The sequence below is a fragment of the Delftia sp. genome (assembly GCF_059499305.1).
Window position 1 is genome coordinate 103367 of the sequence record NZ_JCABYI010000033.1, and the last position, 26220, is coordinate 129586.

Consider the following 26220-nt stretch of genomic DNA (forward strand, 5'->3'; position numbering starts at 1 on the left):
AAGGGGATCTCTCAGGCCTTGATGGCGAAGCTGTCCGCGTACTTGCGCGGGTCCTTGCCGTCCCAGACCGTGCCGTCCATCAGCTTGCTGCTGCGCATCTCGCCCTTGGGCAGCGGGGCCTTGGCGGCGGTGGCGGCCTGCTGGTAGATGTCCAGGCGGTTGATGGAGCGGGCCACGCCCAGGTAGTCGGGGTGCTCCTTGAGCAGGCCCCAGCGCTTGTGCTGGGTGAGGAACCACATGCCGTCGGACAGGTAGGGGTAGCCCACGCTGCCGTCGCCGTAGAACTTCATGTGGTGGGGGTCGTCCCAGGTCTTGCCCATGCCGTCCTGGTAGCGGCCCAGGATGCGCTGGTTGATGGCGTCCACGCCGGTGTTCACATAGGCCTTGCCGGCAATGGTGTCGGCCATGCGGGTCTTGTTGGCCAGGCTCTCGTCGATCCAGCGGCCGGCCTCGATGATGGCGGCCGTCACGGCGCGTGCCGTGTTGGGGTTCTGGCGGGCAAATTCGGCCGTGGTGCCCAGCACCTTCTCGGGATGGTCCTGCCAGATGGCCTGGGAGGTGGTGGCCGTGACGCCGATGCCGTCCATGATGGCGCGGTGGTTCCAGGGCTCGCCCACGCAAAAGCCGTCCATGTTGCCCACGCGCATGTTGGCCACCATCTGCGGCGGCGGCACGGTGATGACCTTGGCATCCTTGAGCGGGTGGATGCCGTTGGCCGCCAGCCAGTAGTACAGCCACATGGCATGCGTGCCCGTGGGAAAGGTCTGGGCAAAGGTGTATTCGCGCTTTTCGCTGGCCATCAGCTTGGCCAGGCCTGCGCCGTTGACGGCGCCCTTGTCGGCCAGCTTCTTGGACAGCGTGATGGCCTGGCCGTTGTGGTTGAGCGTCATCAGCACGGCCATGTCCTTCCTGGCGCCGCCCACGCCCAGGTGCATGCCGTAGACCAGGCCGTACAGCACATGGGCAAAGTCCAGTTCGCCATTGGCCAGCTTGTCGCGCACGCTGGCCCAGCTCGCTTCCTTGGAGGGAATGATCCTGACACCGTACTTCTGGTCGATCCCCAGCACCGAGGCCATGACCACGCTGGCGCAATCGGTCAGCGGAATGAAGCCGATGCGCACTTCCTTTTTCTCGGGCGCATCCGAGCCTGCCGCCCAGGCGCCGTGGTGGCCCAGCTGGGTGTAGAGCGCCGCGCCGCCTGCCAGCGTGCCGGCCTGGCGCAGAAAATCGCGCCGGGGCAGTGCCGGGCCGGAGGTGAGAGGGCCTGTGGTGGGCTGGGGCGTGGACGCCATGGCGGAACTCCTTCGATCGTCGGGAATGGAACACTTGCAAACCGGCATGTCCCAAGCAAAACGGCGTCCTCTCCGGCCGCGCTGCGCGGGGAGAGTGACGCCGTTGTCCTGGGGCCCTGAATCAAGACCGGGTTCCCGGCCGCCTTTGGCCGGGATTTGCCAGAGTCAATGCAGAAACCGTGCCAGGCGGCGTTCAAGGGGGACCATGCACTCCACCGGCCTTGCCGTCCGCGCCGGGCCACCTTCTGGTGCGCGACTTGCCGCAGCACTGCACCAAGTCGGTGCTGCGCTGCAACATGGCGCGCAGCGGCACGGGTTCATGGGGCGGGCGGCAGCAGATCGGCCATGGAAAGCACGGCCTGCGCCACTTCGGCCAGGCGGCGGTTCTGGTTCATGGCGGTCTGGCGCAGCAGCTTGTGGGCCTCGCCTTCGCTGAGCTGGCGCCGTGTCATCAACAGGCCCTTGGCGCGCTCCAGCAGCTTGCGTTCCGTGAGCGTGGCGCGCACGGTCTCCAGCTCGGCCTGCATGGCCTGCAGCCGCTGGGACTGGTCCTGCACCAGGTCCATCACGGATCGGTCCAGCTGCGGGCCCAGACGCGCGGCCGGGGGCTGCAGCCCGCCCAGCGCCAGCGTGGCGGAGACGGGAGTGATCTCCATTGCCTGCGGCGCCTGCAGCAGCGTCTGCAGGGCGGCGCGCGCATCGACAATGCAGCGCTGGCACTGCTGCTGCAGCTCGGCCGTCAGGCGGGCCTCGACGGTGTGCAGCGCATCCATGCGCCGCGAGCAGCTGTCGAACCAGGGCTCGGCCATCTCCGGCGCCAGGGGAGTGCCCGGCGCGGCCGTGCAGCCCACGCGGCGCAGGCGTTCGATCACGGCCAGCGTGGCATCGGCCGCGCTGCTTTCTTGCCACAGGGCCAGGGAATGGGGCGGCGCAAACTCCGCAAAGACCTGAAAGCAGCGCTCCTGCGAGGCGATCAGGTGCAGCCAGTGCTGCTGGCGCGGCGCATCGCTGACGCCCGCGCCAAAGGCGGCCACGCCCGTGGCACGCTCCTGGCCCGCGAATTCCTTGCCCTGCATGAAGTTGAACAAGGCCACCAGCAGGCGCGAGATACCGGGCTCGGGCGCGCTGTCGGCCGCCTCGAACACCACGGCCAGCAGGCCTGCCACCAGCTCGATGTAGATGGCGGTGGCCGCCTCCGGCGACAGGTCGTGGCTGGCGACGCGCTCGCGCAGCGCAGGCAGGGCGTCCAGGCACTGCAGCACATGGGCGATGCGGCTGAACAGTCGCGCGCCATGGCCGGGGTGTCCCGTGGAGTCTGTTTGGCCGGGCTGCATGTCCAGCCGGTCGAAGCCGTCAAGCGCCGCCGCGGCAATCCGGTCGCACTCGGCCATCTGCGCCAGCCGTGCCTCGCCGCCATGCGCGCCCGCGCTGGCCAGAAAGACGTTGGACAGGCCGCGCTCCTTTTGCAGCGCATGGATGAGGCGGCTGAGCAGATCCACCAGTGCGCTGGTGCGCTGCAGTTGCTCCAGCTCGCCGATTTCGCACTGGCGCGCGGCCACAAGAAAGTTGAGAGCGGTTTTCATGGGGGACGGGTCCTGTCTGCCTGCGTTGATGCAATTCCCATGCCGGGCCTGCCGTGGCGCAAAAGGAGAAGTAGAAGCAAGGCGCAGGGTTTGATAGAATTTTTCTAACGTTTTGAAATCGTCGATACAAATTTGGACGCGCGAATGTGTCGAGTATTTGCCGGGCGCCCTGCAGGAAAAAGCCCGGCTTTCCGGCACACACGACAACCATGGCATAGCCATCCACAAGATCGGGCTGCGCAATGCGGCAGCGAGGCTGAATCAGCATGAGCTTGCAATATCACGAGAAGATCGGATGTCCCCCGTGCGCTGGCGGTTCATGACCCAGGCGGTGTTGGGGCGGACTGCTGTGCGCCGGCGTGGCCCGTCCCTGGCTGCGCTGCTGCTGGGCCTGGCGCAGTGCCGGGCACTGGCGGGGGGCGAGCTCCTGGCCGCGTCGGCGCCATCCGATGGCCAGGGAAGCTGGGCCGCGGGGTGGAGCGCTTTCGGCCTGTGGGGCGCCATTCCCGTTCTGATATTCCTGCTGGTTTCGCTGGTGGTCCATGTGCGCCTGCGCGAGAAGGCTCAGCGCCTGACGCAATCGCTGCAGCAGACCAATGAAAAGCTGCTGCGCGCCAATGTGAAGCTCAAGCGCATCGCCTTCAGGGACCCGCTGACCGGCACGGCCAACCGGGCGCTGCTCGAGTACCGGCTTGGCCGGGCGATTGCGCGCGCCGACAGCTCGGTGGAGCAGCCAGGGCCCGGCGGGCCGGTGCGCGTGGGCCTGCTGTACATCGATCTGGACGGATTCAAGCCCATCAACGACGTGGAGGGCCATGCCGCAGGTGACGCGCTGCTGTGCCAGGTGGCCGTGCGCCTGAACCGTATGACGCGCAAGTCGGACACGCTGGCGCGCGTGGGGGGCGATGAGTTCGTGCTGCTGCTGGGCTGCCTGGCATCGGAGGACGATGCCGTGGCCATGGCCGGCCGGGTGCAGAAGGTTTTGGGCCAGCCCTTCGATCTGCCGGGAAAGTCCATCTCCATCGGCAGCTCCGTCGGCGTGGCCATCTATCCCGATCATGGCCAGAAGGAAAAGCTCATGGCGGCGGCCGACCTCGCCATGTACACGGCCAAGCGCGCCGGCGGGAATTCCTGCGCCATCTTCAAGGAAAGCATGCGCAAGGATGTGGCCGTGCAGTTCGACCTGCAGCAAGCCCTGCGCCGCGCCGTGGCAAGCCAGCAGCTGGTGCTGTTCTACCAGCCCAAGATCGATGCCCGCACGGGCCGCATCCGCAGCGTGGAGGCGCTGGTTCGATGGAACCATCCCCGATTCGGCCTCATCAGCCCCCGCGTGTTCATTCCGCTGGCCGAGCGCTTCGGCCTGATCAGCGAGATCGGCGACTGGGTCATCGACGAGGCCTGCCGCCAGACTGCCCAGTGGACGCGCCAGCGGCGCTTCATGCGCGTCTCCATCAATATCTCGGGCTATCAGCTCTTTCAGACACGGCTGGCGCAGTACATCGGCGAAGCGATCGAGCGGCACCGCATTCGGCCCGAGCAGCTGGTCTTCGAGATCACCGAGTCCGTGGCCATGGAGGACGACAAGACCACCATGGCCGTGATTGCCGAGTTGACGGGCATGGGCGTGCAGATTTCCATCGACGACTTCGGCACCGGCTACTCCAGCCTGGCCCTGCTGCGCCAGCTGGGCGCCGACGAGGTCAAGATCGACCGCAGCTTCGTGCGGGACGTGGCCATCAAGAGCGACGCGCGGGCCGTGGTCGATGCCATCGTGCGCCTGGCCCATGCGCTGGAGCTGCGCGTGGTGGCCGAAGGCGTGACCGACCAGCAGCAGCGCGAAGTGCTTCAGACGCTGGGCTGCGACGAGCTGCAGGGCTTTTACTTCGCTCGCCCCATGAACGCCCAGGCGCTGATCGCCAGCGAAATCTGGACCTCCGACGGCATCGAGCCCGTGCAGTTCTCGCGCTCGTCATACCTGGACAACCTGTAGCGGCCCGCCGGCCCCGCAACTGCCCGCCGGCCAGGGGCCATTGACGCGGGCGGCCGTGCGCCGCGCCCGCAGGTTCTACACTTCAGTCCCATGAGTTTGCTGATTCTGGGGATCGAATCCTCCTGCGATGAAACCGGCGTGGCCCTGGTCGAGGCCCCCGATGGCACGGGCGTGCCCAGGCTGCTGTCCCATGCGCTGCACAGCCAGATCGACATGCACCGCGCCTATGGCGGCGTGGTGCCGGAGCTGGCCAGCCGCGACCACATCCGCCGCGTGCTGCCGCTGACCGAAAGCGTGCTGGGCGAGTCCGGCCGCACGCTGGACCAGGTCGATGTGATCGCCTTCACGCGCGGCCCCGGCCTGGCCGGCGCGCTGCTGGTGGGCGCGGGCGTGGCCTGCGCCATGGCTGCGGCGCTGGACAAGCCCGTGCTGGGCGTGCACCACCTGGAAGGCCACCTGCTGTCGCCCTTCCTGAGCGCCGATCCCCCCGAATTCCCCTTCGTGGCCCTGCTGGTCTCGGGCGGCCACACGCAGCTGATGCGCGTGGACGGCGTGGGCAGCTACGCCATTCTGGGCGAGACCATCGACGACGCGGCCGGCGAGGCCTTCGACAAATCGGCCAAGCTCATGGGCCTGCCCTATCCGGGCGGCCCCGTGCTCTCGCGCCTGGCCGAGGGCGGGGACGCGCAGGCCTTCAAGCTGCCCCGGCCGCTGCTGCATTCGGGCGACCTGGACTTCTCGTTCGCCGGCCTGAAGACGGCCGTGCTGACCCAGGCGAAGAAGCTGGGCGATGACCTTGAGGCGCGCAAGGCCGACCTGGCCGCCAGCACGCAGGCGGCCATCGTCGAGGTGCTGGTCAAGAAGACGCTGGCGGCGCTGCAGCAGACCGGCATGAAGCGCGTGGTCGTGGCCGGCGGCGTGGGCGCCAACCGTCTGCTGCGCGCCCAGCTGGATGCGGCCTGCGCCAAGCGCAAGCTGCGCGTGCACTACCCCGAGCTGCACCTGTGCACCGACAACGGCGCCATGATCGCCATGGCAGCCGCCATGCGCCTGCAGGCAGGCCGCGAAATGGCGAACAGGCACTACGCGTTCGACGTCAAGCCGCGCTGGCCGCTCGATTCGCTGGCCTGATGGTCCGGGGCCGCGTGCCCGGCCTGCACGGCGGGCGCAAAAAAAGCCCGGCGCGGGCCGGGCTCTGGAAACGGGCTGTCACCTTGCCAAGAGGATGGAAGAAAGGATGGTTGACAGCCCGGGTGCACAAACGCGCTGACCGTGACCGGACTTACTGGATGCTCAGCATGGTGGCCTTGCTCTGGGGTTCCAGGCGGGCCAGGGACAGCGTGAGCACGCCGTTTTCCAGCTTGGCGCTGCTGGCGGCCGTGTCGATTTCATGGTCCAGCTCCCAGGCGCGCTGCACCTGGCGGGGCGCGCCCTCGACGCTGGACAGACGGACCACGGCGCCTTCGATGCTCAGCTGCAGCTGCTCGCGGGACAGGCCGGGCACATCCAGCTGCAAGGTCGTGGCCTTTTCATCGCGCTGAACCTGCACCGACGAGAGCGAAGGGGCCGCGTTGCCCAGGGTGCCTTGCAAGAAGCGCTGCAGGGCCAGATCGGCGGCTTGGGGAGCGAAGGCGTTGCGGCGGAGAACAGGCGTGAAGATCATGGTGGGTTGGCTCCTATAAACTGCGCGGCTTCATCGAAGTTGTCGCCGCATGGAGCCTAGTTAAGCGGTGTTGAACGCATTTCAAGAGGAAAAAGCCATGAATAAATTGCGCCGCAAGGTCTTGAAAAGCGGCGCCATGGCGCTATTTGCGGCGCCCGCGCTGCTGGCCCGGGCGTCAAGCGGGCACGACCGGCCCGTGTCGCCGCCGCGCGGCGAGCCGATACGGCTGGCGCTGATCGAAAGCCTGTCCGGCCCCTTTGCCAACACGGGCGAGGCCGTGTTCCGCAACCTGCTGTGGGCCGCCGAGCGCGTGAACGCGCGCGGCGGTGTGCTGATGCCGGCCGCGCAGGGCGGCGCCCGGCCCCTGGCCATCGAACGCCATGACAGCAAGGGCCAGAACGAGGAGGCGCTGTCCGCGCTGCGCGCAGCCATCGACGGCGGTGCGCGCGTGGTCATGCAGGGCAATTCTTCGGCCGTGGCCGCCGTGCTGGTCGATGCCATTGCCAAGCACAACGAGCGCGATCCGGCCCGGCGCGTGCTGTACCTGAACTACTCGGCCGTCGATCCCGCGCTCACCAACGAGCGCTGCAGCTTCTGGCACTTTCGCTTCGACGCCCATGCCGACATGCGCATGGCCGCGCTGATGCAGGTGCTGCGCGAGGACGGGGCCGTGCGCAGCGCCTACCTGATCGGGCAGGACTACAGCTTTGGCCAGGCCGTGCTGCGCGAGGCAAGGCGCCAGCTGGCCGCGCAGCGGCCCGATGTGGCCATCGTGGGCGACGAGCTGCACCCCGTGGGCCGCGTCAAGGACTTTGCGCCCTATGCCGCCAAGATCAAGGCCAGCGGCGCCCAGGCCGTGATCACGGGCAACTGGGGCAACGATCTGATGCTGCTGGTCAAGGCCGCGCGGGAGGCGGGTTTTGACGGCCGCTTCTACACCTTCTACGGCAATGCGCTGGGCGCGCCAGCCGCCCTGGGCGAGGCCGGCGTGGGCAAGGTGCTGGCCGTTGCCGACTGGCTGCCCAACGTGCCGGGGCCCGACAGCCAGGCCTTCTACAAGGCATTCCGCGAGCGCTTTCCCAGGCCAGCCGATGACTATGTGCACATGCGCATGCAGCTGATGATCGAGGCCCTGGCCCAGTCCATGGCGCGCGCGGGCAGCACCGACACGGTGGCCGTGGCGCAGGCGCTGGAAGGCGCCGAGGTGGCGCTGGCCGGGCGCAGGGGCCGCATGCGCGCGGCCGACCACCAGTTCCAGCAGGCGCTGGTGGTCGGTGTCATGGACAGGCAGGGCGCGCCCGGCGTGCCCTTCGATGTGGAGGGCTCGGGCTACGGCTTCCGCGTGGTGCGAGAGATCGAGGCCGCGCGTGCCGAGCAGTCCGCGATGTGCCGCATGCGCCGGCCCTGACCGCCTCGACGGTTTGGATGGCCTGGATCAGCGGCCCATGGCTGCCGCGACTTCCTGGCCCAGCTCTATCACGGACAGCGCGTAGTAGCTGGACCAGTTGTAGCGCGTGATGGCATAGAAGTTCTCCGTGCCCGCGATGTACAGCGGCTGGCCCTGCGCGCCGTTTTCCAGCTTGACCAGGGCCAGCGGCCCCGGGTGCGCGGCGCCGTCGCCTGGCACCTGCACGCCGCGTGCGGCCATCTCGTCGGCCGTGAACTGGGGAAGGATGTCGGGCGCCAGCAGGGCGGCCAGGTCGGCGCCCTGGGCCTGCATGATCACCGGGTAGTGGGTGGGCATGCCGCTTTTCCAGCCATGCGCGACAAAGTAGTTGGCCACCGAGCCGATGGCATCGGCCGCGCTGCCGAACAGGTCGATGCGGTCGTCGCCGTCAAAGTCCACGGCCCACTTCACCCAGCTGCTGGGCATGAACTGGCCCATGCCCATGGCGCCTGCGTAGCTGCCGCGCAGCGAGAACGGGTCCGTGCCCGCACGGTGGGTGAAGCGCAGGAACTGCTCCAGCTCGCCACGGAAGTACTCGGTGCGCGCCGCAGCGCGCGGGTGGGCGGCAGGGAAGTCGAAGCTCAGCGTGGCCAGGGCGTCCATCACGCGGAAGTTGCCCATCTGCTGGCCGTAGATGGTCTCCACGCCGATGATGCCGACGATGATTTCGGCCGGCACGCCGTACTGCTTTTCGGCACGCGCCAGCGCGGCGGCATTGGCCTGCCAGAAACGGGTTCCGGCGCGTATGCGCACGGGCTCGACAAAGCGGCTGCGGTAGACGCCCCAGTTCTTGGCCGTGCCCTGGGCAGCCGGCGTCATCAGGCGCGGCACCTGGGGCAGAAAGCGCGCCTGGGCGATGGTGTCGCGCACCCAGTCCACCGGCAGGTCGTGGCGCATCGCAATGTCGGCGGCCATCTGCATGGCATCCGGCCGTTCGCCGTAGGGCGTGCTGCCCTGCACGGTCCTGGCCACGGCGGCGCCGCCTGCCGCCGTGGCGGCGCCGCCTGCCGCCGTGGCGGCGGCAGCAGCGGCCGTGCGTTTTTTCGTGGAAGGTTTGGCCGTGGACTTGGCGGCAGTCTTGGCTGCGCCGGTCTGGGCGGGCGCCGGCTTGCTGGCCAGCGCGCCGCAGGGCAGGGCGGCGGCCGCAAGCAGCAGCAGGGCGGAGGGGATCAGTCGTTGCTTGGTCATGGTGTGCTTGTCGTGGGGCCGGCAGCGGCGGCTTGTGGCCGTGGCTGCGGAGTGCGTGGCCAGTCCAGCGCCCGCCATTGGCGTCGCAGGGCGGGCAGGCCGGGGGTGTCGGGTGCGGATGAGGATGGGGGGGGCCGTGCGTAGCGCTGGCGCTCCATTCCCAGGAGCCAGTCGTGAAGGGCCTGGGCCGCCTTGGCGTCGTCCTGGCCCCAGCGGTCCATGACCTGGGCTGCCAGCGCACGTGGGGGCAGGCTGGCGTCGGCGTCCAGGCCGATGCGCCGCAGCCGGGCGCGGGTCCTGTCCATGAGGCGCAGCCATTCGTCGCGGCTGGTGCGCTGGGCGCGGGCCATCCAGGCCAGCCAGGCCAGCGCGGCCACGCCGGCCAGCGCGCCCAGCAGGCGCAGCATGTCCACCCACGAGGGCGATTGCACGCCCAGGTTCTTGAGCAGGTCGAGCTGGCGGCTTTGCGTGTAGTTGAGCACCCACTGGTTCCAGCCGTTGTTGACGGCCTCCCACACGGCGCGCATCTGCTGCAGCATGCCCACGCCCACGAAGTTGCCCATGGCTCCAGCGATGGCGCCCTGCGGCGCGCGCAGGCGCTGGAACTCGCCCACGCGCGACGGGGCCACGGCGCCGGTGGGGTCGATGCGAACCCAGCCCTCATCCTCCAGCCACACCTCGGTCCAGGCATGGGCGTCGGCGTTGCGCACGGTCCAGTAGCCGTCGACCGGGTTGCGCTCGCCACCCTGGTAGCCGGTGACGATGCGGGCAGGCACGCCCATGCCGCGCATCAGCACGGCGAAGGCGGAGGCGATGTGCTCGCAGAATCCCTCTTTGCTGTCGAACCAGAAGTCATCGGCCGTGTGCACGCTATCCACCACGCCGGGCTCCAGTGTGTAGGTGTAGCCGCCCGTGCGCAGGCGCGCCAGCGCGGCCTGCACCCAGGCACGGGGCGCGGCATCGGCCAGTTGCGGGTCGGCGCGCATCTGCCGGGCCAGCTCCAGCGTGCGCGGGTTGCTGCCTTCGGGCAGCTGGGTGTAGCGGCGCAGGCCGCGCGTGGGCTTGAGCGGGCCGTAGCTGAACTGCACATGGCTTTGGGCGCTGATGCGCACCACGTCGGTGATGGGGCGCCAGGTCAGCCATTGCAGCTGGGGCGTCATGCGGGCGGTGCCCATGCCCGGGGGCAGTTCGGGGGGCTGGGGCGTGGCGTCAAGCATGGTCAGCCAGGGGCGGCGGCTGGGCTCTATGGTCATCTGGTAGCGCACGCCTTCGCCCGAGACGCGCAGCTGGGCGCTGTCCAGCCCGGCCTCCGTGTCCATCTGCCATTCCTGGCCGTCGAAGCGCGACAGCACGGGGCCGCGGAAGTACAGGGTGTTGGCTGGTGGCGGGGCGCCGTCGGGCGTGTCGAAGCGCAGGCGCAGTGCGATGTTCTCGTCCAGCACCAGCGAGGCCATGGAGCCCACGCGCATGTTCTCCGACAGGCCGCTGCGGCCCGCCAGGTCGTTGCCCGGCACGCCCCACAGCGGGGCCATGCGCGGAAAGAACAGGAACAGCGCCACCATGACCGGCGTGCCCCACAGCGCCAGCAGGGCTGCCGTGCGCAGCGCCTGGGTCAGCGGCGGCCGGCCGGCGGTCATGTGGGCATTGACCAGGGCCGTGAGCAGGCCCAGCAGGCCCAGCACCATGGCCAGGGCCAGCAGCAGGGACTGCGAGTAGAAGAAGTTGGCCAGCAGCGCGAAGAAGCCCAGGAAGAACACCACCATGGCGTCGCGCCGGGCGCGCAGCTCCAGTGTCTTGAGCGCCAGCAGCAGCACGATCAGCGTCACGCCCGCATCGCGCCCGACAAAGGTGCCGTGCGAGACCCAGGTGGCGCCGAGGGCCAGCAGCAGCAGTCCGCCCAGCAGCCAGCGGCCGGGCAGGGGCTGGCCGCGCCAGGCCAGCAGGGCGCGCCACAGCAGCAGGCCGGCCACGAAGACCATGGTCCACCAGGGCGTGTGGGCGGCCTGGGGCATCAGCACCCAGGCCACCACGGCCAGCAGGAACAGGGTGTCGCGCGCATCGCGGGGCAGGGCGGCCAGGCGCTGGCGCCAAGTGGCCGCAGGCTGCGCAATGGCTTGGAAGGAGGAGGGCATGGACGTGCGATTCATGGGCAGGCCGCCAGGGCTTCCAGGCAGAGCGTGGCATGGGCCGGACCCTGGTCGGGGGCGATCTCGCGGCCGTCGGGCAGGCGCAGGCCCCAGGTCAGGTCCTGCTGGCGCGCGGCCAGCACCCAGGCGGTCAGGCGGCTGAGGCGGGCCTCGGGGTCGGCCAGGCCGGTGGCCTTGGCGTCCAGCCACAGGCGGTGCTGCTGGGACAGCGGGCGGTCGCGGCTCACCAGCTGGTTGCTGCCCGTGGCAAAGGCCTGTGCAGCCTTTTTCCAGACCACCAGCTTGAGCGGATCGCCGCGACGGTAGGCCCGCACACCGTCGAACTCGTCGCCGTGCCGCGTGGCAGCCGCGCTGCGGCCGCCGGCATCGGCGCTGGCCGGTGGCAGGGGTGGCGGATTGTGCTCGGGCGCCGGGTAGATCCAGGCCTGCGTCTGTGCGCGCCACAGCGCCCAGACGCGGAAGGTGCCCAGCGGATAGCGGGTGGCCGCCGTGATCGTGGGCAGCGGCTGCCGTCCCCGGCGCAGCGGCGTGAAGGCCAACTGTGCCGTGGTGCTGCCCTGTGCCGGTACATCGATCCAGGTCCAGTCGGTGGCCGGGACATCGCCCTGCACGGCCAGGCCTATGCCCCAGCGCGTGCTGCGGCGGCTGTTGTGCAGCACCACGTCGAAGCGGCAGGGCTGGCCGGCAAAGCTGCCGGCCGGCGGCACCAGGTGCATTGCCAGGCCGCGCAGGTTGCCGTGGCCGACCACCATGCCCGCAGCCGCGCTTCCGGCCAGCAAAAAGGTCAGCAGGTAGCCCAGGTTGAGCTGGTAGTTGATGGCCGCCACCAGCAGCACGCACAGCGTCAGCGCCAGGGCCCAGCCTGCGCGCGAGGGCATGATGTAGACATTGCGCTGGGTCAGCCTGAGGCTGTCGGTGCGCGGCAGGCGGGCATGCCACCACTGGCGCACGCGCCGCGCAGGAGACCAGCGCTGGCGCAGCGATGCCCCCGGCTGGGCGGCGCCGGGCGAGGACGCGGGAGCGGCCGGCATCAGCGCAGCGCCACGGCGTCCAGCATGGCGCGCACCTGCTCCACGGCACCCCGGCCGCTGGAGCCTATGGGCACCAGGCGGTGGGCCGCCGTCTGCGGCAGGATGGCCTGCACATCGTCGGGCGCCACGTAGTCGCGCCCCTCCATCAGGGCCATGGCCCGGGCCGCGCGCAGCAGCGCAATGCCCGCGCGAGGCGACAGGCCCTGCACGAACCACTGGCCCGAACGCGTCGCCTCCAGCAGGTCCTGCACATAGTCGAGCAAGGCATCGCTGGCATGGACCTGCAGCACGGCGGCCTGCAACTGCTGCAGCTCGTCCGTGGCCAGCAGCGGGAGCAGTGCATCGGCCTGGGCGCGCCGGCCATTGCCGGACAGCAGGGAGCGCTCGGCCGCGCGGTCGGGATAGCCCAGGCTGATGCGCATCAGAAAGCGGTCCAGCTGGCTTTCGGGCAGCGGGAAGGTGCCCAGCTGTTCCTGCGGGTTCTGCGTGGCGATCACGAAGAAGGGCTCGGGCAGGCGGTGCGTGCGGCCTTCGGACGAGACCTGGCGCTCTTCCATGGCTTCGAGCAGGGCGCTCTGTGTCTTGGGGCTGGCGCGGTTGATCTCGTCGGCCAGCAGTACCTGGGCGAAAACGGGGCCTGGATGGAAGACGAAGGACTCGCTGCTGCGCTCATAGATGGACACGCCGGTGAGGTCGCTGGGCATGAGGTCGGCCGTGAACTGCACGCGCGAGAACTGCAGCCCGAAGCTGTGCGCCAGCGCATGGGCCAGCGTGGTCTTGCCCACGCCGGGAACGTCTTCCAGCAGCAGGTGTCCCCCCGCCAGCAGGCAGGCCACGCTGTCGCGGACTTGAGCCGGCTTCCCTACAACCACCGTGTTAAGCTGATCCAGAAGCGCCTTGATCTTGTGTGTAGCTTGCATGGCGCGACGTTATCCTAAAAAAAACATCGCGGAGACATCACTGTGGGCAAGACGGGTTATTTCACCCATAGGGAGTGCTGGCGGCATGAGATGGGGCCGGGGCACCCAGAGTGCCCGGCCCGGCTGGACGCCATCGAGGACCGGCTGCTGGTGACCGGCGTGGCCGATGCGCTGGAGCGGCACGAGGCCCCCCAGGCCTCGCTGGCCGACATCGAACTGGCCCATGACCGCATGCATGTGGCCGCGCTGCAGGGCCTGACCCAGCGCCTCATCGAGGAGCAGCAGGCCGGCGGCCCCGAGTACTCCCAGATCGACACCGACACCTCCATCAACAGCCACACCTTCTCGGCCGCGCTGCATGCGGCCGGTGCCGCGCTGGCGGCCACCGATGCGGTGATGGCCGGCGAGCTGGAGAACGCCTTTTGCGCCGTGCGCCCTCCCGGCCACCATGCCACCCGCCACCAGGCCATGGGCTTTTGCTTCTTCAACAACGTGGCCGTGGGCGTGAAGTACGCGCTCAGCCGCCACCACCTCAAGCGCGTGGCCGTGATCGATTTCGACGTGCACCACGGCAATGGCACGGAGGACATCCTCTCCGGCGACGACCGTGTGCTCATGTGCGGCATCTTCCAGCACCCCTTCTATCCCTTCAGCGGCGACCAGCACCCGGCCGCCAACATGGTCAACGTGCCGGTGGCCGCCTATACCAAGGGCATGGACATCCGCGAGATCGTCGAGATGATGTGGATCCCGCGACTGGAGGCCTTCAAGCCCGAGCTGATCTTCATCAGCGCCGGCTTCGACGCCCACCGCGAGGACGACATGGGCCAGCTGGGCATGACCGAGCAGGACTTCACCTGGATCACCTCGCGCATCAAGGACATTGCGCGGCGCTTTTCCAAGGGGCGCATCGTCTCCTGCTTGGAAGGCGGCTACGTGATGGGGCCGCTTGCGCGCAGCGTGGAAGCGCACGTGCGCGTGCTGGCCGACCTTTGAACCCGATCTGGAGCACCATGAACGCGAGCACCCATCCTTCTGAAGCCAGCCCCCTGCTCGACGTGCAGCGCGACGCGCGCGGCGTCGTGCGGCTCACGCTCAACGATCCGCAGCGCTTCAATGCCCTGGGCGAGCAGATGCTCACGCAGCTGCAGCAGGCGCTGGACGATGTGGCGCGTGACGAGTCGGTGCGCGTGGTCGTGCTGGCTGCAGCCGGCAAGGCCTTTTGCGCCGGACACAATCTCAAGGACATGGCGGCCCATCCGCAGCTGGACTACTACCAGAAGCTGTTCGCGCAGTGCAGCCGCATGATGCTGTCCATCCACCGGCTGCCCGTGCCCGTGATCGCGCGCGTGCACGGCATTGCCACGGCGGCGGGCTGCCAGCTCGTGGCCCAGTGCGATCTGGCCGTTGCTGCGCAGGCGGCACGCTTTGCCACCAGTGGCATCCACTATGGCCTGTTCTGTGCCACGCCCAGCGTGCCCTTGGTGCGCAATGTGCCGGCCAAGCAGGCCATGGAGATGCTGCTCACGGGTGACTTCATCGACGCGCAGCAGGCGCTGGACCAGGGCCTGGTCAACCGCGTGGTGGCCGAGGAGGCGCTGGACGATGCGGTGGAGCACTTCGTGCAGTCCATCGTCAGCAAGCCCCGCGCGGCCGTGGCCATGGGCAAGGCCCTGGTCTACCGCCAGCGCGAGATGGGCATCGAGGCCGCCTACCAGCTGGCCGGCCAGACCATGGCCGCCAACATGATGGATGCCGATGCCCAGGAGGGCGCCCAGGCCTTCGCCGCCAAGCGCGAACCGGCCTGGAAGACGGGCCGCTGACCGACCTGCATGTAGGCCCCGGTCCGGTTGGCCTGTCCTGGATCTGCGCGATGATGGCGGCCTGCGCCCTTGCGGCGGAACGGCCCTGATCCATGGACATCTTCGACAAGCTCATCAACGACTTCCAAAGTTCCAGCGCCTGGCTGGAGTTCTCCGTTCTCATCGGCTGCCTGCTGCTGGCCTATGGCGCCATGCGCGGCCTGCATGCGCGCTACGGCCATCTCAACGATGGCAAGCCCTCCGTATGGATTGGCCGCCATGCGCTCGATGGCGCACTGTTCCCGCTGCTGGCGCTGGTGCTGGTCTTCACCAGCCAGGAGATCCTGGCGCGGTTTTCCACGGTGTTCTGGTTGCGCGTGGCCGTGTCGCTGCTGGTGTCCCTGTCGGTGATCCGCTTCGTGGCGCGGGTGCTCAGCCGGACCTTCCCCCACTCCACCGTGGTGCGCCTGATCGAGCGCATCTTCTCCTGGCTGGCCTGGGGCGCGGCCGTGCTGCACAGCATCGGCCTGCTGCCGCAGGTCATGGAGGAGCTGGAGGCCCTGCAGTTCAACATCGGCAAGACGCCGGTCAGCCTGCTCAACCTGATCGAGGGCACGCTGTCGGCGGGCCTGATGATGGTGGCCGTGCTCTGGCTGTCCACGCTGTTCGAGCAGAAGGTCATCAACCAGTGGGTCAGCGACCTGTCCATGCGCAAGGTGGCCATGAACATCACGCGCAGCGTGCTGATCCTGGTGGGCCTGCTGGTCTCGCTGTCCATGGTGGGCGTGGACCTGACGGCGCTGTCCGTCATGGGCGGCGCCATCGGCGTGGGCCTGGGTTTCGGCATGCAGAAGATCGCCTCCAACTACGTCAGCGGCTTTCTGGTGCTGATCGAGCGTGCGCTGCGCATCGGCGACAACGTGCGCGTGGACGGCTTCGAGGGCCGCATCACCGACATCCGCACGCGCTACACCATCATCCGCGCGCTCAACGGCCGCGAATCCATCGTGCCCAACGAGACGCTGATCACCCAGCGTGTGGAGAACCTCACCGGATTCGACGTCAAGTTCGGCCTGTCCACCAACATCGTCGTGGGCATGGACAGCGATGTGGAGCAGGTGCGCGGCATCCTGCTCGAAGCCGCAGCCGCGCAGCCGCGCGTGCTCAAGACGCCCGCGCCTTCGGTGGCTCTGGTCGACTTTGTGGAGCAGGGCCTGCAGTTCAGTCTCAGCTACTACATCAACGACCCGCAAAATGGCCAGGGAAATGTGCGCTCCGAGGTCAACCTCGCCGTGCTGCGCGGCCTGCGTGCCGCAGGCGTGAGCCTGCCGGTCCCCAGGCAGGTGGTACAGATCACCGAACGCGTGGGCGTGGCGGCCCAGGCAGCAGAGAAAAGCAGCTAGGATTATTCCTAGGTGCATACCCTGAGTTCAGGCTGTTCCCCTGCAGGAAATCTCAAGGGTCGTGCTTAAAATGGCACGATCGTTCTTTTTTGTGAGCGCGCATGCGGCCCTCGGCCGTCAGGGAAACCTGCCTCAGCTGCTGCAGCGCCGCATACAATGATTTCGGTTTACGTAAACGTCAATCTATCAATCAATCAGGAGCCGCTGCAATGAAGGTTTTGGTCCCGGTCAAGCGCGTGGTGGACTACAACGTGAAGGTCCGCGTGAAGTCGGACGGCACGGGCGTGGACATCGCCAACGTCAAGATGAGCATGAACCCCTTTGACGAAATCGCCGTCGAAGAAGCCGTTCGCCTCAAGGAAAAGGGCGTGGTCACCGAAGTCATCGCCGTCTCCTGCGGCGTGGCCCAGTGCCAGGAAACCCTGCGCACGGCCATGGCCATCGGTGCCGACCGCGGCATCCTGGTGGAGACCACCGAGGAACTGCAGCCCCTGGCCGTCGCCAAGCTGCTCAAGGCCCTGGTGGACAAGGAGCAGCCTGGCCTGATCATCCTGGGCAAGCAGGCCATCGACGACGATGCCAACCAGACCGGCCAGATGCTGGCGGCCCTGGCCGACCTGCCCCAGGCCACCTTCGCCTCCAAGGTCGAAGTCGCTGGCGACAAGGTGAATGTCACGCGTGAAGTGGACGGCGGCCTGGAAACCCTGGCCCTGAGCCTGCCGGCCGTCATCACCACCGACCTGCGCCTGAACGAGCCGCGCTACGTCACGCTGCCCAACATCATGAAGGCCAAGAAAAAGCAGCTGGACACCGTCAAGCCTGAAGAGCTGGGCGTCGATGTCGCCCCGCGCCTGAAGACGCTCAAGGTGGCCGAGCCCGCCAAGCGCGGCGCTGGCGTGAAGGTGCCCGATGTGGCGACCCTGGTCAGCAAGCTCAAGAACGAAGCCAAGGTCATCTAAAGGAATTCGCAGACATGACATCCCTCGTTATTGCAGAACACGACAACGCTTCCATCAAGAGCGCCACGCTCAACACCGTCACTGCGGCCCTGGCCTGCGGCGGCGACGTGCATGTGCTGGTGGCAGGCGAGAATGCCGGCGCCGCTGCGCAGGCTGCGGCCCAGATCGCCGGCGTTGCCAAGGTCATCCACGCCGACGGCGCCAGCCTGAAGGACGGCCTGGCCGAGAACATCGCAGCGCAAGTGCTGGCGATTGCCTCGAACTACAGCCACATCCTGTTCCCTGCCACCGCCAGCGGCAAGAACGCCGCGCCGCGCGTGGCCGCCAAGCTGGACGTGGCCCAGATCAGCGACATCACCAAGGTGGACAGCGCCGACACCTTCGAGCGCCCCATCTACGCAGGCAACGCCATTGCCACGGTGCAAAGCAGCGACAAGGTCAAGGTCATCACCGTGCGCGGCACGGGCTTTGACGCAGCCGCCACCACGGGCGGCAGCGCCCAGGTGGAGCAGCTGGCGGCCGCTGGCGACAGCGGCAAGAGCAGCTTCGTGGGCCGTGAAGTGACCAAGAGCGACCGCCCTGAACTGACGGCCGCCAAGATCATCGTCTCCGGCGGCCGCGCGCTGGGCAGCAGCGAGAAATTCAACGAGGTCATGACCCCGCTGGCCGACAAGCTGGGCGCCGCCATCGGCGCCAGCCGCGCAGCGGTGGACGCAGGCTATGCGCCCAATGACCTGCAGGTCGGCCAGACCGGCAAGATCGTGGCGCCCCAGCTGTACATTGCGGCCGGTATTTCCGGCGCCATCCAGCACTTGGCCGGCATGAAGGACTCCAAGGTGATCGTGGCGATCAACAAGGACCCCGAGGCACCGATCTTCTCGGTGGCCGACTACGGCCTGGAGGCCGACCTGTTCCAGGCCGTGCCCGAGCTGGTGCAGGCGCTGTAAGCGACCAAAGCTGAAAAATGAGGGGCACAAGGCCCCTCTTTTTCCGTCACGGATGCCGGGATGGCCCGCTGGTCATGGTTCGCGGCAACGACTACAACAACGGCTTTGGCCGCCAGCGGGTGCTGGCAATGGCATGAACCGAGAGGGAGATTGAAATGAAGATGATGCGCTTGCGCCTGGCCCGCACGGCCGTGGCCTTTGTCTGTGGCGCCATGGCGCTGGCCGCCGAGGCCAATGCCTGGGTGGTGGGGCAGGTGGCACCCATGTCGGGAGCCGGCGCGACGCAGGGCCGGGCCTATGCCCAGGGCATGCGCCTGTACTTCGACCAGATCAACAAGGCCGGCGGCGTGCAGGGCCAGCCCGTGCAACTGGTCACGGTGGACGATGTGGGCCACCCCGATGAAACCGTGGACAAGACCCGCAAGCTGCTGGACGAGTCCAAGCCCGTGGTGCTGGCCGGCTACTTCGGCAACCGCAACATGGCTTCGCTGCTGGACAGCAAGCTGCTCGACCAGTCCCAGATCTCCCTGGTCGGTTACCAGAGCACGGACACGCGTGTGCTGAGCCATCCCCAGATCTTCAGCACGCGCGCCAACCTGCCCGAGGAAATGGCCAAGATCGCCTCGCACCTGGCCACCGTGGGCATCACGCGCCTGGCCCTGCTGCATGACGAGCGCCCGGATGCCAAGGCCGTGGCTGAACTTGTGGACAAGGCGATTGCGCCTTCCAAGGCCAAGCTGGTGGTCAGCGCCTCGCTGAGCACGGGCAAGGGCGCCATGGACAAGGCCGTGTCCCAGTTGCAAAAGGCCCAGCCTTCGGCGCAGGCCGTGATGGTGGTGGCCTCCAGCCCCGTGACCTCGGCCTTCGTCGAGGCGTACCGCATGGCGGGTGGCACGGCCCAGATCTACGCCACGTCCGAAGCCGATATCGAGCAACTGGCCAAGCGCCTGCCCGTGGAGTTCATGAGCGGCCTGTCCATTGCCCAGGTCGTGCCCAGTCCCTACAAGGTGACCATGCGCCTGAACAAGGAGTTCAGGGACGCGGCCACCGCTGCCGGCAAGTCGCTGACCGTGCCGGTCAGCTACGCCATGATGGAAGGCTATGTGAACGCCCGCGTCATCGTGGAGGCCATGCGCCGCACCCAGCCGCTGACGCGTGAGAAGCTGGCCGCTTCGCTGCGCGGCCTGGACGCCTTCGATCTGGGCGGCTACTGGGTTACCTATCGTCCGGGCTCGCAGGCGGGCTCGAAATTCGTGGATTTGTCCATCGTCAACGCATCGGGCCGCGTCACGCAATAACGCAGCAATGCAGTAGTGCCGTGGCGGCGCGCCCGCTGTCCCAGGTCGCCGCGCGCTGCGCGCCGGCGGTCCAGGCTCTGTTCAGGAAGGTTCAACAATGACTTACTCGGCTCCCCTCAAAGACATGCTGTTCGCCATGGAGCATCTGGCGCAGATCGACCAGGTGGCGCAGTTGCCCGGTTTCGAGGAGGCTGGCCTCGAGACCGCCCAGGCCGTGCTGGAGGAATGCGCCAAGCTGTGCGAAGGCGTGGTGGCGCCGCTGAACCTGCCGGGCGACGTGGCGCCTTCCAGCCTCAAGGACGGCGTGGTCACCACCACGGCGGGCTTCAAGCAGGCCTTTCGCCAGTACGCCGAAGGCGGCTGGCAGGGCCTGCAGCATCCGCAGGATTTTGGAGGCCAGGGCCTGCCCAAGACGATTGGCGCGGCCTGCGTGGAAATGCTCAACAGCGCCAACCTGAGCTTTGCGCTGTGCCCGCTGCTGACCGACGGCGCCATCGAGGCCCTGCTGACGGCCGGCAGCGATGAGCTCAAGGCCACCTATCTTGAGAAGCTGGTGACCGGCGAGTGGACCGGCACCATGAACCTGACCGAGCCCCAGGCCGGCTCCGACCTGGCCCTGGTGCGCACCAAGGCCGATCCGCAGCCCGATGGCAGCTACAAGGTCTTCGGCACCAAGATCTTCATCACCTATGGCGAGCACGACATGGCCGAGAACATCGTCCATCTGGTGCTGGCCCGCGTGGCCGGGGCGCCCGAGGGCGTCAAGGGCATCAGCCTGTTCGTGGTGCCCAAGTTCCTGGTCAACAAGGATGGCTCGCTGGGCGCGCGCAACGATGTGCACTGCGTGAGCATCGAGCACAAGATGGGCATCAAGGCCTCGCCCACGGCCGTGCTGCAGTACGGCGACAACGGGGGCGCCATCGGTTACCTGGTGGGCGAGGAAAACCGCGGCCTCGAATACATGTTCATCATGATGAACGCGGCCCGCTACGCCGTGGGCGTGCAGGGCATTGCCGTGGCCGAGCGCTCCTACCAGCATGCCGTGGCCTATGCCCGCGAGCGCGTGCAAAGCCGCCCCGTGGACGGCAGCGTCAAGGCCAGCGCCACCATCATCCACCACCCCGATGTGCGCCGCATGCTCATGACCATGCGCGCCTACACCGAGGGCTGCCGCGCCATGGCGGCCACGGCCGCCGCGGCCTACGACGCATCCCACCACCATGCCGATGCCCAGGTGCGCGAGGCCAATGCGGCCTTCTATGAATTCATGGTTCCCCTGGTCAAGGGCTACAGCACCGAGATGAGCCTGGAAGTCACCAGCCTGGGCGTTCAGGTGCACGGCGGCATGGGCTTCATCGAGGAGACGGGCGCCGCCCAGTACTACCGCGACGCCAAGATCCTGACCATCTACGAAGGCACGACCGCCATCCAGGCCAATGACCTGGTGGGCCGCAAGACGGCGCGCGATGGCGGCCAGACCGCGCTGGCCATTGCGGGCCAGATCGAGAAGACCGAGGCCGAGCTGGCCGCCAGCGGCACGCCCGAGGCACTGGCCGTGGCCCGCCAGCTGGCCGCCGCGCGCCAGGCTTTCGCGGAGGCGGTGCACTTCGTCTCGGGCCAGGCCAAGGCCGAGCCCAATGCCGTGTACGCCGGCAGCGTTCCCTACCTGATGCTGGCGGGCAACCTGGTGGCAGGCTGGCAGATGGGCCGCGCCCTGCTGGCGGCCGAGCAGCTGTTGCACAAGGGACAGGACGAGGCCTTCATGCGCGCGAAGATTGCGACGGCGCGCTTTTATGCCGAGCACATCCTCGTCAAGGCGGCGGGCCTGCGCGATGCCATCGTGCACGGCGCAGGCAGCGTGATGGCACTGCCCATGGACGCCTTCTGACCCGGCGCTCCCGCAAGGCACAACGCAGACAGAGATACCGAGAACCAACGGAGACAACGCATGTCCAAGCTTCCCCCGGCGCTGAAGAAACTGGCCCTGCCAGTGATCGGCTCGCCGCTGTTCATCATCAGCAACCCCAAGCTCGTGATCGCCCAGTGCCAGGCCGGCATCGTGGGTTCCATGCCCGCGCTCAACGCGCGCCCGGCCGAGCAGCTCGAAGACTGGCTGGCCGAGATCACCGAGACCCTGGCCGCCTGGGACAAGGCCCATCCGGACCGGCCCTCGGCGCCGTTCGCCATCAATCAGATCGTGCACAAGAGCAATGACCGGCTCGAGCACGACATGCAGATGTGCGCCAAGTACAAGGTGCCCATCGTCATCACCAGCCTGGGTGCGCGCGAGGACGTGAACCAGGCCGTGCACAGCTGGGGCGGCGTGGTGCTGCACGACATCATCAACAACAAGTTCGCGCACAAGGCCATCGAAAAGGGGGCCGACGGCCTGATCGCCGTGGCGGCGGGCGCGGGAGGCCATGCGGGCGTCAAGAGCCCGTTCGCGCTGATCCAGGAAATCCGCGAATGGTTCGACGGCCCCGTGGCGCTGTCGGGTTCCATCGCCTCGGGCGGTGCCATCCTCGCGGCCCAGGCCATGGGTGCGGACTTCGCCTATATCGGCTCGGCCTTCATCGCCACGCATGAGGCGCGTGCGCACGACGCCTACAAGCAGGCCATCGTGGACGGCACGTCCGACGACATCGTCTACAGCAACCTGTTCACCGGCGTGCACGGCAACTACCTGGCGCCGTCCATCCGCGCGGCCGGCCTGGACCCTGACAACCTGCCCGAGTCGGACCCCAGCAAGATGAACTTCGGCGGCGACGCCAAGAAGGCCTGGAAGGACATCTGGGGCTGCGGCCAGGGCATTGGCGCCATTCGCGAAGTCACGGGTGCGGGCGAGCTGGTGGAGCGTCTCAAGCGTGAATACAACCAGGCGCGCGACCGCCTGCTGTCCACCCCGTAAGGTCGGCAGAGCCCAGGACGGGCTCTTCTCCTACTTTGCCAGACGGCGCCTTCGGGCGCCGTTTTCTTTGGGTATTACCCACGCTGTGCGGGTCCGGTCCTCGAAGTTGTTTGCGCAAAACCCCTTGCGCACGCTTGACTGCTTCACTCGGCTTCCCCCTACGAGCGACTTGCCTGGAGCAAGTTTGTTTAGAATTCTTTGCGTAATTTCAGTAAATACTGAAATTACAGAATAAATGAACAAACCTTGTACCCCGTCATTGCCTGAGTTCCACCAGCTGGCGCGTCGTCCGATGGCGGGTACGGGGCGCCTGGTGCTGGCCTCGCTGCTGTGGCTGCCCCAGGCGGCGCTGCTGGCGCTGGCCGTGCAGTCCATGGCCGATGGCGCGGGCGCGGGCGCGGGCGTGGAGCCGCTGTGGCCACTGTGGCAGCTTGCGGCTGGCGTGGCACTGCTGGGCGGGTTGCGCGCCTGGTGCGATGCCAGCGGCACGCGCCGCGCCAATCTGCAGGCGCGCAGCCTGGTGAGTGCGCTGCGCGCGCAGGTGCTGCGCACGCTGGCGGGCACCTCGCCGCTGGACCGCCAGCGCGCGGCCTCGGGCCAGGCGGCCAGCGCCATGGCCGAGCAGGCCGAGGCCATCGTGCCCTGGCTGTCGCGCTACCAGACCGCCATGTGGCGCGTGCGCACCGTGCCGCTGGTGATTGCGCTGGCCGTGGCCAGCCAGAGCTGGGTGGTGGCGCTGATCCTGGTGGTGGCCGCGCCGCTGATCCCGCTGTTCATGGCCATCGTCGGCTGGCGCGCCAAGGCGGCCAGCCAGGCGCAGATGGTGGAGCTGGGCGGCATGAACGCCTTCCTGCTCGACCGCCTGCGCGGCCTGTCCACCCTGCGCGCCCTGGGCGCGGTGGATGCCACGGCGCAGCGGCTGCGCGCCAATGCCGAATCCCTGCGCGAACGCAGCATGCGCGTGCTGCGCATCGCCTTTCTGTCCTCCGCGGTGCTGGAGCTGTTCTCGGCCCTGGGCGTGGCCATGGTGGCCGTCTACGTGGGGTTTCACCTGCTGGGCCATCTGCCCTTTGGCAGCTGGGGCCAGACACTGAGCCTGGGCCAGGCGCTGTTCGTGCTGCTGCTGGCGCCCAGCTTCTTCGATCCCCTGCGTGAGCTGTCTGCCGTCTGGCACGACCGCGCCAGCGGCGAGGCCGCACTGCAGGCCCTGGGCGAGCTGGGCCGCGATGCGCAGCCGCTGCCGGGCGCACTGGCTGCGCCCGGCAGGGCGGCCGGCCAGGCCTGCGCCCTGCACCTGGAGCAGGTGCGGCCCCAGGCGCCAGGCGGCGCGGTCACGCTGCCGGCGCTCACGCTGGACGTGCGGCCTGGCGAGCATGTGGCGCTGTGGAGCCCCAGCGGCAGCGGAAAGTCGCTGCTGCTGGCGCAGATTGCCGGCCTGCTGCCGGTGGCCGAGCCTGGGCGCATCCATATCGACGGCCAGCTGCTCGACGGCGAATCGGCCGGACGGCTGCGCGCGCGCATGGCCTGGATGGGGCAGAGCCCGCATGTGTTCGCCGGCTCGGTGGGCGAAAACCTCCGGCTGGGCCGCCCGGGATTCACCTTCGGCGAACTGCGCCAGGCCTTGCGGCTGGCCGGTCTGGGCAAGCTGGCCGAGGCCCGTGCCGGCGCCACGCTGGGCGAGGGCGGAGCCGGCCTGTCGGGCGGGGAGATCGTGCGCCTGGCCCTGGCGCGCCTGGCCCTGTCGCGCGATGCAGGCCTGCTGCTGGTCGATGAACCCACGGCCCACCTGGACCCGGCCACGGCCGCCCAGGTCACCGATGCCCTGCTGCAACTGGCGCGCGGGCGCACGCTGATCGTCGCCACCCACGATGCCGAGCTGGCCGCCGCCATGCACCGCGTGGTGGAGCTGGCGGGCCATGCCGCCCCGCAGGAGCTGGCCGCATGAAGCCCCGCTCCACCCTCCGGCCCGTGCTTGCCGCCCTGGCGCGCATGGCGCCCCGCCGCCTGTGGCTGGGCGGCGCGCTGCTGGCCCTGCTCACGGTGCTCATGGGCATGGCGCTGCTGGGCCTGTCGGGCTGGTTCATCACGGCCACGGCGCTGGCCGGGCTGGTGCCGGCCACGGCCATCGTCTTCGACGTCTTCATGCCCTCGGCCGGTATCCGCCTGCTGGCCCTGGGCCGCACGGGCACCCGCTATGCCGAACGGCTGGTCACCCATGACGCCACCCTGGCCGTGCTGGCCGCCCTGCGCGAGCGGCTGCTGCGCAGCTGGGCCACTCCCGCCGCCGCCCTGAGCCTGCGCCTGCGGCCCGCGCGCCTGCTGCAGCGGCTGACGGCCGACGTGGATGCGCTGGACAGCCTGTACCTGCGCCTGTTCGTGCCCTTGCTGGCCGCCACGGGTGCCACGCTGGTGGCCGCCCTGGCGCTGGGCCTGATGCGCTGGTGGCTGGGCCTGGCCTTGGCTGCGTGGCTGCTGGCCACGGGCCTGGGCAGCGCCCTGTGGCTGGCCCGCAGTGCGCGCCGGCCCGCCGTGCGCCGCGCGCTGGCGCTGGAGTCCCTGCGCGCCCGCACGGCCGACCTGGTGGCCGGGCAGGCGGAGCTGGCCATGGCTGGCACCCTGGCCGCGCATTGCGAACGCATTGCCGCCCTGGACGCCCGCGTGGCCGAGGCCGACGCCGCACTCCACGGCCTGGAGGCCCGAACTTCCTTCGTGCAAGGCCTGTGCGGCGCCCTGGCCCTGGCCGGTGTGCTGCTGGCCGTAGGCTGGCTGGCCGAGGCCGGCCTGCTGGGCGCCCCCGTGGCCGCGCTGGCCCTGTTGCTGGCGCTGACGGCCATGGAGCCCTTTGCGGCATTGCGCCGTGGCGCGCTGGAGGCCGGCCGCAGCTGGCTGGCCGCGCGCCGGCTGGCGCCTGCCCTGCGCGATGGCGCTGCGCAAGGCGCCTGCGAACCGGCTGCGCCCAGGCAAGGCTTGGCGGTTGAGCTGGAGCAGGTCGTGGCACCCCGTGCCGCCGTGCTGGCCCAGGACATCCGTATCGCCGAGGGCGAGCGTGTCGCCCTGCTGGGCGCCAGCGGCGCGGGCAAGACCACGCTGCTGTCCCTGATGGCCGGCGAGCTCCAGCCGCTGGCCGGCGCCGTGCGTGCCCGGCGCTGCACCTGGATGACGCAGCGCACCGAACTGTTCGAGGACAGCCTGCGCGACAACCTTTTGCTGGCCTGCCCCCAGGCCGCCGAGGACACGCTGTGGGCGGCGCTGGAAGTCGCCGGGCTGGCCGGCGATGTGCGCGCCATGGCGCAGGGCCTGGACACGCGGCTGGGCGAGGGCGGGCTGGGCCTGTCCGGCGGCCAGGCACGGCGCCTGGCGCTGGCACGGCTGCTGCTGAGCCCCGCGCGCTGCTGGCTGCTGGACGAAGTGACCGAGGGCCTGGATGCACGCACGGCCGCCGACCTGCTGGTGCGGCTGGACAGTGCAGCCCGGGGCCGCACCCTGGTGCTGGCCACCCACAAGCTGCGGGAGGCGCAACTGGCCGACCGGCTGCTGTGGGTGGAGCAGGGCCGCGTGGTGTCCGAGGCGCTGCGCGGCACACCGCCGTTCGAGGCGGCCCTGGCGCGCCTGCGGCAGGACGGCTGATCAAGGATTTCACCA

At 68.9% G+C, this 26220-nt stretch carries 20 protein-coding genes; 13 read left to right on the plus strand and 7 right to left on the minus strand.

What is annotated here, in order from left to right:
- Positions 1–11 precede the first annotated feature (11 nt).
- Both AC5I49_RS23770 and AC5I49_RS23775 read right to left on the minus strand, forming a co-directional pair.
- Positions 12–1292, minus strand: a complete 1281-nt coding sequence (locus AC5I49_RS23770) for a CmpA/NrtA family ABC transporter substrate-binding protein (RefSeq protein WP_034367671.1) — start codon at positions 1290–1292, stop codon at positions 12–14.
- A gap of 317 nt (positions 1293–1609) precedes the next feature.
- Entirely contained in the window at positions 1610–2875 is a 1266-nt protein-coding gene (locus AC5I49_RS23775; RefSeq protein ID WP_017407366.1) for a nitrate regulatory protein, read from the minus strand.
- A 295-nt stretch (positions 2876–3170) separates the two neighbouring features.
- On the opposite strand from AC5I49_RS23775, the gene AC5I49_RS23780 reads away from it, so the two are divergent.
- Both AC5I49_RS23780 and tsaD read left to right on the plus strand, forming a co-directional pair.
- Positions 3171–4865 (plus strand): putative bifunctional diguanylate cyclase/phosphodiesterase, encoded by a 1695-nt coding sequence (locus AC5I49_RS23780; RefSeq protein WP_016449713.1) that lies wholly within the window; start codon positions 3171–3173, stop codon positions 4863–4865.
- A gap of 90 nt (positions 4866–4955) precedes the next feature.
- Positions 4956–5996, plus strand: a complete 1041-nt coding sequence (gene tsaD, locus AC5I49_RS23785; RefSeq protein ID WP_016449712.1) for a tRNA (adenosine(37)-N6)-threonylcarbamoyltransferase complex transferase subunit TsaD — start codon at positions 4956–4958, stop codon at positions 5994–5996.
- A gap of 151 nt (positions 5997–6147) precedes the next feature.
- Here tsaD and AC5I49_RS23790 read toward each other — a convergent pair whose 3' ends face one another.
- Complete coding sequence (locus AC5I49_RS23790) at positions 6148–6528, minus strand: Hsp20/alpha crystallin family protein (protein WP_016449711.1); 381 nt, start codon at positions 6526–6528, stop codon at positions 6148–6150.
- A gap of 97 nt (positions 6529–6625) precedes the next feature.
- Here AC5I49_RS23790 and AC5I49_RS23795 point away from each other — a divergent pair, with 97 nt between their 5' ends.
- Positions 6626–7936, plus strand: a complete 1311-nt coding sequence (locus AC5I49_RS23795) for a branched-chain amino acid ABC transporter substrate-binding protein (protein ID WP_495789993.1) — start codon at positions 6626–6628, stop codon at positions 7934–7936.
- A gap of 27 nt (positions 7937–7963) precedes the next feature.
- Here the strand turns inward: AC5I49_RS23795 and mltB are convergent, their stop codons facing one another.
- Genes mltB through AC5I49_RS23815 form a run of 4 tightly spaced genes read right to left on the minus strand, consistent with a single transcriptional unit; the run spans position 7964 to position 13261 of the window.
- Positions 7964–9163: a lytic murein transglycosylase B gene (gene mltB / locus AC5I49_RS23800; RefSeq protein ID WP_495789994.1), complete on the minus strand. Its 1200-nt coding sequence runs from the start codon at positions 9161–9163 to the stop codon at positions 7964–7966.
- Positions 9160–11310, minus strand: coding sequence for a transglutaminase TgpA family protein (locus AC5I49_RS23805; RefSeq protein WP_495789995.1), 2151 nt, complete (start codon positions 11308–11310; stop codon positions 9160–9162). Before AC5I49_RS23805 ends, mltB begins: the two co-directional genes overlap by 4 nt.
- Positions 11307–12341, minus strand: a complete 1035-nt coding sequence (locus tag AC5I49_RS23810) for a DUF58 domain-containing protein (protein WP_016449707.1) — start codon at positions 12339–12341, stop codon at positions 11307–11309. Before AC5I49_RS23810 ends, AC5I49_RS23805 begins: the two co-directional genes overlap by 4 nt.
- On the minus strand, positions 12341–13261 hold the full coding sequence (locus AC5I49_RS23815) for an AAA family ATPase (protein ID WP_203399759.1): 921 nt from the start codon (positions 13259–13261) through the stop codon (positions 12341–12343). The genes AC5I49_RS23810 and AC5I49_RS23815 overlap by 1 nt, the downstream gene beginning before the upstream one ends.
- 90 nt (positions 13262–13351) lie before the next feature.
- On the opposite strand from AC5I49_RS23815, the gene AC5I49_RS23820 reads away from it, so the two are divergent.
- The 10 genes from AC5I49_RS23820 (at position 13352) to AC5I49_RS23865 (ending at position 26205) form a co-directional block, all read left to right on the plus strand.
- Positions 13352–14257, plus strand: coding sequence for a histone deacetylase family protein (locus AC5I49_RS23820; RefSeq protein WP_017406772.1), 906 nt, complete (start codon positions 13352–13354; stop codon positions 14255–14257).
- Positions 14258–14274: 17 nt separating this feature from the next.
- Positions 14275–15084 carry an enoyl-CoA hydratase gene (locus AC5I49_RS23825; protein WP_016449704.1) on the plus strand — a complete coding sequence of 270 codons (810 nt, stop codon included), beginning with the start codon at positions 14275–14277 and terminating at the stop codon, positions 15082–15084.
- A gap of 92 nt (positions 15085–15176) precedes the next feature.
- On the plus strand, positions 15177–16466 hold the full coding sequence (locus AC5I49_RS23830) for a mechanosensitive ion channel family protein (RefSeq protein WP_016449703.1): 1290 nt from the start codon (positions 15177–15179) through the stop codon (positions 16464–16466).
- A gap of 209 nt (positions 16467–16675) precedes the next feature.
- Complete coding sequence (locus AC5I49_RS23835) at positions 16676–17425, plus strand: electron transfer flavoprotein subunit beta/FixA family protein (RefSeq protein WP_046239651.1); 750 nt, start codon at positions 16676–16678, stop codon at positions 17423–17425.
- 14 nt (positions 17426–17439) lie between these two features.
- Positions 17440–18372, plus strand: coding sequence for an electron transfer flavoprotein subunit alpha/FixB family protein (locus AC5I49_RS23840; RefSeq protein ID WP_313283705.1), 933 nt, complete (start codon positions 17440–17442; stop codon positions 18370–18372).
- Between the two features lie 155 nt (positions 18373–18527).
- Positions 18528–19670, plus strand: coding sequence for an ABC transporter substrate-binding protein (locus tag AC5I49_RS23845; protein WP_016450177.1), 1143 nt, complete (start codon positions 18528–18530; stop codon positions 19668–19670).
- A 97-nt stretch (positions 19671–19767) separates the two neighbouring features.
- Positions 19768–21558, plus strand: a complete 1791-nt coding sequence (locus AC5I49_RS23850) for an acyl-CoA dehydrogenase (protein WP_272207132.1) — start codon at positions 19768–19770, stop codon at positions 21556–21558.
- Positions 21559–21618: 60 nt separating this feature from the next.
- Positions 21619–22578, plus strand: a complete 960-nt coding sequence (locus AC5I49_RS23855) for an NAD(P)H-dependent flavin oxidoreductase (RefSeq protein ID WP_012204314.1) — start codon at positions 21619–21621, stop codon at positions 22576–22578.
- 292 nt (positions 22579–22870) lie between these two features.
- Positions 22871–24523 carry a thiol reductant ABC exporter subunit CydD gene (gene cydD, locus AC5I49_RS23860; protein WP_495790026.1) on the plus strand — a complete coding sequence of 551 codons (1653 nt, stop codon included), beginning with the start codon at positions 22871–22873 and terminating at the stop codon, positions 24521–24523.
- Positions 24520–26205: an amino acid ABC transporter ATP-binding/permease protein gene (locus AC5I49_RS23865; protein ID WP_017406271.1), complete on the plus strand. Its 1686-nt coding sequence runs from the start codon at positions 24520–24522 to the stop codon at positions 26203–26205. Before cydD ends, AC5I49_RS23865 begins: the two co-directional genes overlap by 4 nt.
- Positions 26206–26220 lie beyond the last annotated feature (15 nt).

Bases quoted from the DNA above. Each gene is read 5' to 3' on its own strand.
- AC5I49_RS23790 (WP_016449711.1), bottom strand. From the start codon at position 6,528: ATGATCTTCACGCCTGTTCTCCGCCGCAACGCCTTCGCTCCCCAAGCC.
- AC5I49_RS23770 (WP_034367671.1), bottom strand. From the start codon at position 1,292: ATGGCGTCCACGCCCCAGCCCACCACAGGCCCTCTCACCTCCGGCCCG.
- AC5I49_RS23850 (WP_272207132.1), top strand. From the start codon at position 19,768: ATGACTTACTCGGCTCCCCTCAAAGACATGCTGTTCGCCATGGAGCAT.
- AC5I49_RS23840 (WP_313283705.1), top strand. From the start codon at position 17,440: ATGACATCCCTCGTTATTGCAGAACACGACAACGCTTCCATCAAGAGC.
- cydD (WP_495790026.1), top strand. From the start codon at position 22,871: ATGGCGGGTACGGGGCGCCTGGTGCTGGCCTCGCTGCTGTGGCTGCCC.
- AC5I49_RS23810 (WP_016449707.1), bottom strand. From the start codon at position 12,341: ATGCCGGCCGCTCCCGCGTCCTCGCCCGGCGCCGCCCAGCCGGGGGCA.
- AC5I49_RS23845 (WP_016450177.1), top strand. From the start codon at position 18,528: ATGAAGATGATGCGCTTGCGCCTGGCCCGCACGGCCGTGGCCTTTGTC.
- AC5I49_RS23865 (WP_017406271.1), top strand. From the start codon at position 24,520: ATGAAGCCCCGCTCCACCCTCCGGCCCGTGCTTGCCGCCCTGGCGCGC.
- AC5I49_RS23780 (WP_016449713.1), top strand. From the start codon at position 3,171: ATGTCCCCCGTGCGCTGGCGGTTCATGACCCAGGCGGTGTTGGGGCGG.
- AC5I49_RS23855 (WP_012204314.1), top strand. From the start codon at position 21,619: ATGTCCAAGCTTCCCCCGGCGCTGAAGAAACTGGCCCTGCCAGTGATC.
- AC5I49_RS23825 (WP_016449704.1), top strand. From the start codon at position 14,275: ATGAACGCGAGCACCCATCCTTCTGAAGCCAGCCCCCTGCTCGACGTG.
- AC5I49_RS23830 (WP_016449703.1), top strand. From the start codon at position 15,177: ATGGACATCTTCGACAAGCTCATCAACGACTTCCAAAGTTCCAGCGCC.
- AC5I49_RS23795 (WP_495789993.1), top strand. From the start codon at position 6,626: ATGAATAAATTGCGCCGCAAGGTCTTGAAAAGCGGCGCCATGGCGCTA.
- AC5I49_RS23815 (WP_203399759.1), bottom strand. From the start codon at position 13,261: ATGCAAGCTACACACAAGATCAAGGCGCTTCTGGATCAGCTTAACACG.
- AC5I49_RS23805 (WP_495789995.1), bottom strand. From the start codon at position 11,310: ATGAATCGCACGTCCATGCCCTCCTCCTTCCAAGCCATTGCGCAGCCT.
- AC5I49_RS23775 (WP_017407366.1), bottom strand. From the start codon at position 2,875: ATGAAAACCGCTCTCAACTTTCTTGTGGCCGCGCGCCAGTGCGAAATC.
- mltB (WP_495789994.1), bottom strand. From the start codon at position 9,163: ATGACCAAGCAACGACTGATCCCCTCCGCCCTGCTGCTGCTTGCGGCC.
- AC5I49_RS23835 (WP_046239651.1), top strand. From the start codon at position 16,676: ATGAAGGTTTTGGTCCCGGTCAAGCGCGTGGTGGACTACAACGTGAAG.
- tsaD (WP_016449712.1), top strand. From the start codon at position 4,956: ATGAGTTTGCTGATTCTGGGGATCGAATCCTCCTGCGATGAAACCGGC.
- AC5I49_RS23820 (WP_017406772.1), top strand. From the start codon at position 13,352: ATGGGGCCGGGGCACCCAGAGTGCCCGGCCCGGCTGGACGCCATCGAG.